This is a genomic window from Saccharopolyspora sp. NPDC002686 (assembly GCF_040295745.1).
GTDB lineage: Bacteria > Actinomycetota > Actinomycetes > Mycobacteriales > Pseudonocardiaceae > Saccharopolyspora > Saccharopolyspora oryzae.
Genome location: NZ_JBEOVY010000248.1, coordinates 1 through 11,748 on the forward strand (window position 1 = coordinate 1; position 11,748 = coordinate 11,748).

An 11,748-nucleotide genomic window follows, 5' to 3' on the forward strand; every position below is an offset into this window, starting at 1 on the left:
GTTCGCGCAGCTCCTGCGGGATCACCCGCACGTCGGAGCCGGTGTTGGTGAAGGAAGACCAGCCTGCAGGAGCTGACCGCGTCGGCCAGCCTCGGCGTGCCCGAGTACCGGGTGGAGGAGCAGGGGCCGGACCACCGCAAGGAGTTCAGCGCCTACGTCGCCGTCGGCGGGCAGACCTACGGTCGCGGCGACGGCCGCACCAAGAAGGAAGCCGAGCAGAAGGCTGCGGAAGCGGCCTGGCGCCAGCTCTCCGAGCCGAAGGGCGAAGGCACCGAGAACTCCGCCTGAGCTCTCTCGAAGATCGAAGACAGGCTCTGCGGCCCCGCGATTCGCGGGGCCGCCTGTTTTTGCGCGGCGGGCGTGGTCGAAGATGTTTTCGTGCCCGAGTTGCCTGAGGTCGAGGTCGTCCGGCGCGGTGTCTCCGAACACGCGATCGGCCGGACGGTGTCCAGCGTTGAGGTCCTGCATCCCCGAGCGGTGCGCCGCCACGTGCCCGGACCGGAAGATCTCGCCGGGCGCCTGGCCGGTCGGGTCCTGAGCGCGGCTCGGCGCCGCGGCAAGTACCTGTGGCTGGAGCTCGGCGACGGGGATGCGGCGTCGGACGCCGGCGAGGCGCTGGTGGTGCACCTGGGGATGAGCGGTCAGCTGCTGGTGCAGCCCGCCGACGTCCCGGACGAGAAGCACCTGCGGGTGCGGTTCCGGTTCGCCGACGGTGGTCCGGAGCTGCGGTTCGTCGACCAGCGCACGTTCGGCGGCGTGCACCTCGCCGATCTGGTCGAGGTGGACGGTGTCGCGGTGCCCGAACCGGTCGAGCACATCGCGCCCGATCCGCTGGAGCCCACCTTCGACCTGGACCGGCTGGTGGAGCGGTTGCGGGCGCGGCGCACCGGGATCAAGCGGGCGCTGCTCGACCAGAGCCTGGTGTCCGGCATCGGCAACATCTACGCGGACGAGGCGCTGTGGCGCGCGAAGCTGCACTGGGCGCGGCCCACGGCGACGCTGACCCGGCCCAAGATCCGCGAGCTGTTCGACGGCGTCACCGAGGTCATGCAGGACGCGTTGCACGCCGGTGGCACCTCGTTCGACGCCCTGTACGTCAACGTCAACGGCGAGTCCGGCTACTTCGACCGGTCGCTGGCGGTGTACGGCCAGCTCGACCGGCCGTGCCCGCGCTGCGGTGCGTCGATCCGGCGCGACGCCTTCATGAACCGCTCCTCCTACACCTGCCCGGTGTGCCAACCCAAACCGAGGAACGCCCACCTCTGACCATTCGGGCTCCGTGCGGTTTCGTGCGCGGGAACCACAGTTTCAATTGAAACTGCAAATCCCACCCACTGCGGATCACAGTTTCAATTGAAACTGTGGTCTGGACCATGGCGACTGGGGTTCCCAGGTAGTTCCCAGGTGATGTCGAGGGTGCTCGCACCTCTGTCCGGCTTGATGGGTTCCGAAGCCGGATGAGAGGTGGTGGGAGATGAGCGCCGTGCCGCAGCTCGATGTCGAGAGCCGGGCATCGCGCCGGACCGCGACGGTCGACGTCGTGATCCCGGTCTACAACGAGGAACATTCGCTGCCGGGGTGTCTGGAGGTGCTCAGCGAGCACCTGGCCACTGGATTCCCGTTCTCCTGGACCATCACGATCGTCGACAACGCCAGCAGCGACGCCACGTTGCGCGTCGCGCACGAGCTGGCCGCCGCGATGGACCGCGTTCGGGTGCTGCACCTGGATCGCAAGGGGCGCGGGTTGGCGTTGCGCACCGCGTGGGGGTACAGCGATGCGGACGTCGTGGTCTACATGGACGTCGACCTGTCCACCGGGCTCGACGCGCTGCTGCCGCTGGTCGCGCCGCTGGTCAACGGACATTCCGACCTGGCCGTCGGGTCGCGGTTGGCGAGCGGGGCGCGGACCGTGCGCGGGGGCAAGCGGGAGCTGATCTCGCGCTGCTACAACGGGATGGTCCGCTGGACGCACGGCGCGCGGTTCACCGATGCGCAGTGCGGGTTCAAGGCGGCGCGGACCGATGTGGTCAAGCCGCTGCTGAACGCGGTCCGGGACGATTCCTGGTTCTTCGACACCGAACTCCTGCTCCTCGCCGAGCACAATGGTCTTCGGGTGCACGAAGTTCCGGTGGACTGGGTCGAGGACGTCGACACGCGCGTGAACGTGGTGCGGACGGCGTTCGACGACATCGCCGGGTTGGTGCGGGTCGCGCGGGCGAAGTTCACCGGCCAGGCGAAGGTGGCGGGTCTGCCGCAGCGGCCGGCGCCGCGCGCGGCACATCCGCAGGCGGCGTTGGCGAAGCGGGAGAACGGCCTGCTGTGGCAGCTGGTTTCGTTCGGCGCCATCGGTCTCGTGTCCACTGTGCTCACCGCGGTGCTGTACGCGGTGCTGCGCAACTGGTGGCCGCCGCTGCTGGCCAACCTGGTCGCGCTGATCGCGACCACGCTGTGGAACACCGAGGCCAACCGCAGGTACACCTTCCTGCGGGAGCCGGGTTCGTCCGGGCGCGTGCACCTGCAAGGACTCGTCGTGTTCGCGCTGTACTACGCGGTGACCTCCGGTGCGCTGCTCGTCCTGAACGCCTGGCAAGCGGATCCGTCGAGGTGGCTGGAAGTTCTGGTTCTCGTGGTGTCCTCGGTGCTGGGCACAGCGCTGCGATTCGTGCTGCTGCGGTCCTGGGTGTTCCGGCCGCGCGGGGAAGGTGCGTCATGACCGCCGTTGCCGAGCCGATCGCCGCTCCGGCCCCGTCCCGTTCCCGCAGGTGGGAGCCGTGGGCGTTGGCCGTGATCTGCGGGATCGCCGCGCTGCTGTACCTGTGGGGAATCGGGAGTTCGTGGGGGAATTCGTACTACTCGGCGGCCGTGAAGTCGATGTCGGAGAGCTTCGAGGCGTTCTTCTTCGGCTCCTTCGACCCGGTCGGCGTGGTCACCGTGGACAAGCCGCCGATGGCCCTGTGGTTGCAGGTGCTCTCGGTGAAGATCTTCGGGTTCAACCAGTTCGCCGTGCTCGTCCCGCAGGCCGTCGCCGGAGTCGCGGCGGTGTTCCTGCTGCACCGCACGGTTCGGCGTTGGGCGGGGGAGCACGCCGCGCTGCTGGCCGCGCTGGTGATGGCGCTGACGCCGATCACCGTCGTCATCAACCGCGACAACAACCCCGATACGCTGCTGGTTCTGCTCGTGATCGCGGCCGCTTACGCCATGACGCGGGCGTTCGAGACGCGGCGGGCGACCGGTTGGGTCGCGCTGGCCGCGTTCTTGGTGGGCTGCGGATTCCTGACCAAGATGCTGCAGGCGTGGATGGTGCTGCCCGCGTTCATCGCCGCCTACCTGCTGGGCAGCCGGGCCGGGTGGGGGCGTCGACTGCTGGACCTCGGGGTGGCGGCCGTCGTGCTCCTGGTGAGCTCGTTCTGGTGGGTGGCGGCGACCGCTCTGTGGCCCTCTCCGAAGCCGTTCATCGGGGGTAGCGAGGACGGTTCCGCGCTGGACCTGATCTTCGGCTACAACGGGTTCGGCCGGATCTTCGGGCAGAGCGGCCATGGCGGCGGTGCCGGTGGCCCTGGTGGTCCGGGCGGTCCCGGTGGCCACGGCGGCGGTTTCTCCGGCTCGGCGGGGCTTCTGCGGTTGTTCAACGAGCAGGTGGGCGGTCAGATCAGCTGGTTGCTGCCGCTGTGCGGGTTGGTGCTGGTGTCGATGCTGGTGGTCGGCATCCGGCGTCGCCCGGTGGATCGCGCGCAGCTCGCGGGCTGGGTGTTGTGGGGCGGTTGGCTGCTGGTCATCGGCCTGATGCTCAGCTTCGCGCAGGGCATCATGCACCCCTACTACACGACGATGCTGGCGCCCGCGGTCGGCGCGCTGGTCGGGGCCGGGCTCGTCCGCTTCTGGCGCTGGTACCGCGAACCGGGCGGCAAGGCGTGGCTGCTGCCGATCGGTGTGGCGATCACCGCGGCGTGGGCGATGGTCATCGTCGCGCGCGACCTGAGCTGGCACGCCTGGGCCGGGTACGCCGCGGTGGGGCTGGGCGTCGTCGCGCTGGTCGCGCTGCTGATCGGTCGGCGCGGCGGTGCGGTTCTGGCGAAGTCCGGCCTGGTGCTGGGGTTGGCTTCGATGCTGCTGGTGCCGACGGCGTGGTCGGCGATCGCCGTGGCCGGTGGGCAGTCCCCGATGGGCGGCGTGAACCCGATGGCCGGGCCGGAAACGTCGATGATGGGCGGATTCGGCGGCGACCGGATGCGCCCGCCGGGGATGGGCGGCGACGGGATGCCGCCACCCGGCGGGGACGGGAAGCAGCGGCGCCTCATGGGCGAGATGGGCGGTGCCTCGCTCAGCGCCGACCAGCGGAAGCTGCTCGACTACGTCCAGGCGCAGGCCGGGGGCATCGAGGTGCCGCTCGCGGTCGAGGGCGGGGCGATGGGTGCTTCGTCGTACCTCATCAACTCGGATGTGACCGTGATCGGGATGGGCGGGTTCAGCGGCGGTGACGACGCGCCGTCGGTGGCCCGGTTGACTGAGTGGAAGCAGTCCGGCCAGCTCGGATTCGTGCTGCTCGGAGGCGGTCCCGGAGGCATGCCGCTGCCGGGTGGCATGGCGATGCCCGAAGGCGTGGAGATGCCCGGCGGCGCGGACATGAAGGGCGGCCGGGCGCGCAGCGACCGCGATGCGTGGGTCAAGCAGAACTGCACCGCGGTCGATCCAGCGGCGTGGGGAGGCACGGCCGGCAGCGGGCTGGAGCTGTACGCGTGCCGATGAGGCGCGGGACCCGGAGCTGACCGGGTGCGGCAGGCGGGGAGGGTGTCGAGACGCCCTCCCCGCCGTTGACATCATCGGGCGGTCTCAGCGGGCTTCCAGGTTCTTCCCAGGTTGGCGGGGGAGACTGGTCGCCGTGGTTGATTCCGCTCGGGTGCTGGTCGTCGACGACGAGCCGAACATCTTGGAACTGCTCACCGCCGCGTTGCGGTTGAGCGGGTTCGAGGTGCGCGGCGAAGGTACCGGCGCTGATGGTCTGGCCGCTGCGGCGGAGTTCCGGCCGGACATCGTCGTGCTGGACGTGATGCTGCCGGACCGGGACGGGTTCTCGGTAGCCACCGAGCTGCGCGCGAACGGCAACACGGTGCCGGTGCTGTTCCTGACCGCGCGGGACGCCGTCGAGGACCGCATCGCGGGGCTCACGGCCGGCGGCGACGACTACGTCACCAAGCCGTTCAGCCTGGACGAGGTGGTGCTGCGGTTGCGCGCGATCCTGCGGCGGGTGCGGCCCGCGCAGGCCGACGACTCGACGCTGCGCTACCACGACGTCGAGCTGGACGAGGAGAGCTACGAGGTCCGCCGCGGTGGGCGGCTGATCGCCCTCTCGCCCACCGAGTTCAAGCTGCTGCGCTACCTGCTGATCAACGCGGAGAAGGTGGTCAGCAAGGTGCAGATCCTGGACCGGGTGTGGAACTACGAGTTCGGCGGGGACAGCCGGATCGTCGAGTCCTACATCAGCTACCTGCGGCGCAAGGTCGACGCGGAGTCGCCCGCGCTGATCCACACCATCCGAGGGGTGGGGTACGTGCTGCGGTTGCCGCCGGAGCGGAGATGAGGATCTTCAGCACGTTGCGCGGGCGGCTGGTGCTCGTGCTGCTCAGCGCGCTGGTGATCGGGCTGATGGCGATGGGGGCCACCAGCGCCGTTCTGCTGAGCCGGTCGTTGATCACCCGCACCGACGACCGGCTGGCGGAACTGGCCAGACCGTGGGAGCACGGTGTGCTGCCGCCGCCGGATCCGATGCGGGTCCCCCCGGAGCACGTGCGGGGGCGCGGGGAGCTGCCCACCGATTTCCGGGTGCTGGTGTTCGATCCGGCCGATGGCCAGGTCGGTGGGGTGCTCGGGAGTCCGGAGGGGGATGCCGGTGGGCCGCTGGTGTTGCACCCGGAACGCGCGCCCGCGGTCGGAACGGTGCCGGACCGGGCGGGCGGTTCGGACTGGCGGGTGCGGACCGTCGCGCTGCCCAACGGTCGCCTCGCCGTGCTCGCCCTGTCGCTGGCCGGGGTGGAGGCGACGGTGGGGCAGCTGGTGATCATCGAGCTGGTCGTGGGCGGGGCCGTGCTGGTGGTGCTGGCGGCGGCCGCCGCGATGACGGTGCGGCTGAGCCTGCGGCCGTTGGACCGGATCGAGCGCACAGCCGACGCGATCGCGGCGGGGCAGCTGGATCGGCGCGTGCCGGACCAGGACCCGCGGACCGAGACCGGGCGGCTCGGATCGGCGCTGAACACGATGCTCGGTCGGCTGGTGGACGCGTTGCAGCAGCGGGAGCAGTCCGAGCAGCGGTTGCGGCGGTTCGTCGCGGATGCCTCGCACGAGCTGCGCACGCCGCTGACGTCGATCCGCGGATTCGCCGAGCTGTACCGGCGCAGCGACCAGCACCGACCGGAGGACGTGCGGATGATGATGCGCCGCATCGAATCCGAGGCGGTGCGCATGGGAGGGCTGGTCGAGGACATGCTGCTGCTGGCCCGGCTGGACCGGGAGCGCACCGTGGACCTCGTCGAGCTCGACCTGGTGCCGCTGGTGCAGGACGTCCTCGCGGACGGGCGGGCGCGCGATCCCGATCGGGAGATCACCGCCCGCGCACCGGAGCAGCTGCGGGTGCTGGGGGACGGTCCGCGGCTGCGGCAGGTGCTGACGAATCTGGTGAGCAACGCCTTGCTGCACAGCACGCCCGGTTCGCCGATCACCGTCGAGGTGGCGTACGGCGCGGTCGAAAGCGGCGCTTCGGCGTCCGCGGGGGCGGAGATGCCGGTGGGCAGCCCGGTCGTGGTGGTGTCGGTCTCGGACCGCGGACCGGGGATCGCGGCGGAGGACGCGAGCCGGATCTTCGACCGCTTCTACCGGGTCGACGACGGCCGTACCCGGCAGGCGGGCGGCACGGGTCTTGGCCTGGCGATCGCGGCGGCCCTGGCGGAAGCCCACAACGGCCGCGTCGAGCTCCGCGCGAATCCCGCTGGGGGCAGCACTTTCCGCCTCCTGCTGCCGCTGTCCTGAGCCGGTCCGGGGTGAGCGGAGGGGCCCGCGCACCCCGGCGGGATCAGAGCTTGATCGTCGGGTTGTGGATGTCGAACCAGGTGGCCAGGTCGAGGGCCCGCTCGAAGTGGAAGCGGGTCGGCGTGTCGATGGTGGCCGGGTCCTTGGCCAGCGCTTCGCGCAGCCACGGGCCGTTCATCAGCGACAGCGCTTCGCTGCCCGCCGCGACCAGGTCCGACACCTGGGCCTGCAGGGCCGCCGCGTACTTCGGGTCCTGTGTGGACGGGTACGGGCTCTTCACCCGGTCCACCACCGACTTCGGCAGCGCGTCCGCGGTGGCGTGGCGCAGCAGGCTCTTCTCCCGGCCGTCGAAGTTCTTCAGCGCCCACGGGGCGTTGAACACGTACTCCACCAGCCGGTGGTCGCAGAACGGCACCCGGACCTCCAGGCCGACCGCCATGCTCATCCGGTCCTTGCGGTCCAGCAGGATCCGCACGAACCGGGTCAGGTGCAGGTAGCTGATCTCCCGCATCCGCCGTTCGAAAGCGCTCTCCCCGTCCAAGGTCGGTACTGCTGCGAGCGATTCGCGGTACCGGTCGGCCACGTAGGACTCGAGGCTCAGCACGTCCTGCACGTGCGGGTCCAGCACCTGCGACTCGCCGTCGCGGTGAGCGCGCACCGCCGCCAGCCACGGGAAGGTGTCGGCCTTGCGCACCTCCGGGTCGTGGAACCACTGGTAGCCGCCGAACACCTCGTCCGCGGACTCGCCGGACAGCGCCACCGTGGAGTGCTCGCGGATGGCCTTGAACAGCAGGTACAGCGACTGGTCCATGTCGCCCAGGCCCATCGGCAGGTCGCGGGCCTGCACGGTGGCCCGGCGCACCGCCGGGTCGGCCAGCGCGTCGGGGGAGAGCACGATGTCCTGGTGCTTCGAGCCCACGTGCTGGGCAACGTCGTGCACGTAGGGCGTGTCCGGGGTGGCGCGCAGGTCGTCGGGCACGAAGTTCTCGGCCTGGCCGAGGAAGTCGACCGCGAAGCTGCGCACCTGCTCGCCGCTGCGGCTCAGCTCGAGGCCGGCCAGCGCGGTGATGGCGCTGGAGTCCAGGCCGCCGGAGAGCAGCACGCAGCGCGGCACGTCGGAGATCAGCTGCCGCGCGACGATGTCGTCCAGCAGTTCCCGCACGTGCTGCACGGTGGCCTGCTGGTCGTCGGTGTGCTCGACGGCGTCGAGCTGCCAGTAGGTGTGCTCGCGCAGGCCGGTGCGGTCGACGGTGAGGATCGTGCCCGGCTCGACCTCGCTCATGCCCGCCCACACGGCCTGCCGCGGCGTTTTGACCGGGGTGAACAGCTCGCGCAGCCCGTCGGCGTCGACGACCTTCTCCGCCAGGGGGTTGGCCAGGATCGCCTTGGGCTCGGAGCCGAACAGCACGCCCTGCTCGGTCGGGTAGTAGTACAGCGGCTTGATGCCCATCCGGTCGCGGATCAGCAGCAGCTGCTCGGTGCGGCTGTCCCAGACGGCGAAGGCGAACATGCCGTTGAGGTGCTCGGCGACCTTCGCGCCCCACTCCAGGTAGCCGTGCAGGACGACTTCGGTGTCGCTGTCGGTGGCGAAGCGGTGGCCGCGGCGGCGCAGTTCGTCGCGCAGTTCGGTGAAGTTGTAGGCCTCGCCGCTGTAGACGATCACGACGTCGCCGTCGGGGGAGGTCATCGGCTGCGTGCCGCCGGGCAGGTCGATGATGGCCAGCCGGCGGTGGCCGAGCGCGGCGTGCGGGGCCACCCAGGTGCCGCGGGCGTCGGGGCCCCGGCAGGACATGGTGTCGCACATGGCGTCGATCGCGGGTTGTTCGCGGGTGAGGTCGCGCTGGAAGTCGATCCAGCCGGAGATTCCGCACATGGCCCGTTCTCCTCTCGGTGTTCGGATTTCGTGCGGGCAGTTCAGGGGGTTCCCGGACGCGTGCCGGAACTATTTCCCGAGGCTAACGAGATCGTTGCATCGATGAAACCAACTCACGGGGTGAAGTGTCCCACTCACGATCCGTGCACACCGGGCGGAATGGTTCAAACCGGTGCATCAAGAACGCGTCAACGCGTTGATCCGCCGCGTCAAGGAGCCGTCTGGGGGCCTTCACCTGATCGGCCACGAGGACTTCGCTAGGTCCGGGCGGTCGCCGACCCGGCGGCCCGGAGATGCGAAGGAGTGCGCAGCGGTGGCTGATCTGGCCTTCGCCGTGGTGCTGATCGGCGGGTTCCTCGTGCTCGCCCTGATCTTGCGCGGTTTGGAGCGGTTGTGAGCGCATTGCTGGCCAACGTCGCCGGGGGCGCGTTGGCGTTGCTGTTGATCGGTTATCTGTTCGTCGCCCTCGTCCGGCCGGAGAAGTTCTGATGAGTTCGCTGACGGTCGGCCTGGTCCAGGTCGGCCTCCTGGTCCTGGCCATCGGGGTGGTCTACCGGCCCCTCGGTGACTACCTCGCGCACGTCTACACCAGCGAGGAGCACTGGCGCGTCGAGCGGGCGGTGTACCGCCTGGTGCGCGTCGAACCCGACGTCCAGCAGCGCTGGACCACTTACGCCGCAGGCGTTCTCGGCTTCTCCGCAATGTCCGTCGCGCTGTTGTACCTGTTGCAGCGGTTGCAGCCGTGGCTGCCGTTGAGCCTGGGGCGCGGCGCGGTGGATCCCGCGGTCGCGTTCAACACCGCGATCAGCTTCGCGACCAACACCAACTGGCAGTCCTACGTGCCGGAGCAGGCGCTCGGGCACGCGGTGCAGATGGCCGGGCTGACCGTGCAGAACTTCGTGTCGGCGGCGGTCGGTATGGCGGTGGCGATCGCGCTGGTGCGCGGCTTCACCGCGGCGGGCACCGGGCGCATCGGCAACATCTGGGTGGACATCACCCGCGGCTGCACCCGCGTCCTGCTGCCGATCGCGGCGGTCGCGGCCGTGCTGCTGATCGCGCTGGGCGCGGCGATGAGCCTGGCCGCCGGCATCCACGTCGTCGGGCTGGACGGGCAGGCGCACACCATCGCCACCGCGCCGATCGCCGGCCAGGAGGCCATCAAGGAGCTCGGCACCAACGGCGGCGGGGTGCTCAACGCCAACTCGGCGCACCCGTTCTCCAACCCCGGTGGCCTCAGCAACCTGCTGGAGATCTTCCTGATCCTGGTGATCCCGCTGGCCCTGACCCGCACCTTCGGCACCATGGTCGGCGACCGCCGCCAGGGCCGGGTGCTGCTGGCGGTGATGGTCTCGATCATGGCGCTGATGACCGCGCTCGTCTGGTGGGCCGAGAGCCACCCGAACGGCCCGGCCGCGCTGGCCGCCGGCGGCGCGCTGGAGGGCAAGGAGGCGCGGTTCGGGCTGTTCCTGTCCGGCCTGTTCGCGGTCGCCACCACCGGTACCTCCACCGGAGCAGTGAACTCGATGCACGACAGCTTCACCGGGCTCGGCGGTCTGGTGCCGATGCTGAACATGCTGCTCGGCGAGGTCGCGCCCGGCGGCGTCGGATCCGGGCTGTACGGGATCCTGGTGCTGGCCGTGATCGCGGTGTTCCTGGCCGGGCTGATGGTCGGGCGGACCCCGGAGTACCTGGGCAAGAAGCTGGGGCGGCGGGAGGTCACCGCGGCGGCGATCTCGATCCTGGCCATGCCGACGGTGGTGCTGCTCGGTGCGGGCACCGCGCTGGCGCTTCCGTCCACATCGGACGCCATGACCAACACCGGCGCGCACGGGCTCTCGGAGGTCCTCTACGCCTTCGCCTCCACCGGCAACAACAACGGCAGCGCCTTCGCCGGGCTCACCGTCACCAGCGACTTCTTCCAGGCCGCGCTCGGGCTGGCGATGCTGTTCGGCCGGTTCGTGCCGATCCTCGCGGTGCTGATGCTGGCCGGTTCGGTGGCCGCGCAGCAGCGCGTTCCGGCCACGGCGGGCACGTTGCCCACCACCGGCCCGCTGTTCGCCGGACTGCTCGGCGGAACCGTTGTCCTCGTCGCGGCGCTGACCTTCCTGCCCGCGCTCGCCCTCGGACCGATCGCGGAGGCCCTCGCATGACCACGACCTTGGCGGAACCCCGCACCGAACGAGCCGAAACCGGTCCGCGCAAGCTCGGCGCGGGCGCGTTCAGCCCGCAGCAGCTGTGGACCTCGTTGCCGGAAGCGCTGCGCAAGCTGAACCCGAAGCACCAGCTGGCCAACCCGGTCATGTTCGTGGTGTGGGTGGGTTCGGTGCTGACCACCGTTCTCGCGGTGTTCGAGCCCAGCGTGTTCGGCATCTCGGTGGCCGCGTGGCTGTGGTTCACCGTGCTGTTCGCCAACCTCGCCGAAGCCGTCGCCGAAGGGCGCGGCCGGGCGCAGGCGGAATCGTTGCGGCGCACCAAGACCGAGGCTGTCGCGCGGCGGCTGGTCGACGGGGCCGAGGAGCGGGTTCCCGGCACTTCGCTGCGGATCGGCGATGAAGTGGTGGTCGAGGCGGGGGAGGTCATCCCCGGTGACGGTGACGTGGTGCGCGGCATCGCGACCGTCGACGAATCGGCGATCACCGGCGAATCCGCCCCGGTCATCCGGGAATCCGGCGGCGACCGCTCGGCCGTGACGGCAGGCACCACCGTGCTGTCGGACCGGATCGTCGTGCGGATCACCACCAAACCCGGCGAGACCTTCGTGGACCGGATGATCGCGCTCCCACCCGCGTAGCCGCCACAGGCTTCCGGGTCCGGTCCATCCGGTGGCCCTGCGCCGCCGGTGGTGCGAACGGTAC

9 protein-coding genes and 2 pseudogenes are annotated in these 11,748 nt (G+C 70.4%); 10 read left to right on the top strand and 1 reads right to left on the bottom strand.

The window, feature by feature from the left end:
* The 6 genes and pseudogenes from ABTZ89_RS27100 to ABTZ89_RS27125 all read left to right on the top strand — a co-directional run.
* Positions 1–288, top strand: a pseudogene (locus tag ABTZ89_RS27100) (putative dsRNA-binding protein); the annotation flags it as partial.
* Between the two features lie 90 nt (positions 289–378).
* Entirely contained in the window at positions 379–1,266 is an 888-nt protein-coding gene (gene mutM / locus ABTZ89_RS27105; RefSeq protein WP_351049782.1) for a bifunctional DNA-formamidopyrimidine glycosylase/DNA-(apurinic or apyrimidinic site) lyase, read from the top strand.
* Positions 1,267–1,474: 208 nt separating this feature from the next.
* A complete protein-coding gene (locus tag ABTZ89_RS27110) occupies positions 1,475–2,713 on the top strand; it encodes a bifunctional glycosyltransferase family 2/GtrA family protein (protein ID WP_351049785.1) in 1,239 nt (412 codons plus the stop codon).
* The gene (locus ABTZ89_RS27115; protein ID WP_351049788.1) at positions 2,710–4,746 is read left to right on the top strand and encodes an ArnT family glycosyltransferase; all 2,037 of its coding nucleotides are present in this window, start codon (positions 2,710–2,712) and stop codon (positions 4,744–4,746) included. Before ABTZ89_RS27110 ends, ABTZ89_RS27115 begins: the two co-directional genes overlap by 4 nt.
* 133 nt (positions 4,747–4,879) lie before the next feature.
* The gene (locus ABTZ89_RS27120) at positions 4,880–5,578 is read left to right on the top strand and encodes a response regulator transcription factor (protein WP_351049791.1); all 699 of its coding nucleotides are present in this window, start codon (positions 4,880–4,882) and stop codon (positions 5,576–5,578) included.
* The gene (locus tag ABTZ89_RS27125; protein WP_351049794.1) at positions 5,575–7,020 is read left to right on the top strand and encodes a sensor histidine kinase; all 1,446 of its coding nucleotides are present in this window, start codon (positions 5,575–5,577) and stop codon (positions 7,018–7,020) included. The genes ABTZ89_RS27120 and ABTZ89_RS27125 overlap by 4 nt, the downstream gene beginning before the upstream one ends.
* Before the next feature lie 43 nt (positions 7,021–7,063).
* On the opposite strand, the gene asnB is transcribed toward ABTZ89_RS27125, so the two are convergent.
* Entirely contained in the window at positions 7,064–8,893 is a 1,830-nt protein-coding gene (gene asnB, locus ABTZ89_RS27130) for an asparagine synthase (glutamine-hydrolyzing) (protein ID WP_351049797.1), read from the bottom strand.
* A 172-nt stretch (positions 8,894–9,065) separates the two neighbouring features.
* Here asnB and ABTZ89_RS27135 point away from each other — a divergent pair, with 172 nt between their 5' ends.
* The 4 genes and pseudogenes from ABTZ89_RS27135 to ABTZ89_RS27150 form a co-directional block, all read left to right on the top strand.
* Positions 9,066–9,290, top strand: a complete 225-nt coding sequence (locus tag ABTZ89_RS27135; RefSeq protein ID WP_351049801.1) for a hypothetical protein — start codon at positions 9,066–9,068, stop codon at positions 9,288–9,290.
* The gene (gene kdpF, locus ABTZ89_RS27140) at positions 9,287–9,382 is read left to right on the top strand and encodes a K(+)-transporting ATPase subunit F (protein ID WP_270953196.1); all 96 of its coding nucleotides are present in this window, start codon (positions 9,287–9,289) and stop codon (positions 9,380–9,382) included. Before ABTZ89_RS27135 ends, kdpF begins: the two co-directional genes overlap by 4 nt.
* Complete coding sequence (gene kdpA, locus ABTZ89_RS27145; protein ID WP_351049805.1) at positions 9,382–11,043, top strand: potassium-transporting ATPase subunit KdpA; 1,662 nt, start codon at positions 9,382–9,384, stop codon at positions 11,041–11,043. Before kdpF ends, kdpA begins: the two co-directional genes overlap by 1 nt.
* Positions 11,040–11,672 (top strand): annotated as a pseudogene (locus ABTZ89_RS27150) (P-type ATPase actuator domain-containing protein); the annotation flags it as partial. The gene kdpA and the pseudogene ABTZ89_RS27150, both read left to right, overlap by 4 nt.
* Positions 11,673–11,748 lie beyond the last annotated feature (76 nt).

Coding starts and splice junctions, on each gene's coding strand:
- ABTZ89_RS27110 (WP_351049785.1), top strand. CDS start 1,475: ATGAGCGCCGTGCCGCAGCTCGATGTCGAGAGCCGGGCATCGCGCCGG.
- ABTZ89_RS27115 (WP_351049788.1), top strand. CDS start 2,710: ATGACCGCCGTTGCCGAGCCGATCGCCGCTCCGGCCCCGTCCCGTTCC.
- ABTZ89_RS27125 (WP_351049794.1), top strand. CDS start 5,575: ATGAGGATCTTCAGCACGTTGCGCGGGCGGCTGGTGCTCGTGCTGCTC.
- asnB (WP_351049797.1), bottom strand. CDS start 8,893: ATGTGCGGAATCTCCGGCTGGATCGACTTCCAGCGCGACCTCACCCGC.
- kdpA (WP_351049805.1), top strand. CDS start 9,382: ATGAGTTCGCTGACGGTCGGCCTGGTCCAGGTCGGCCTCCTGGTCCTG.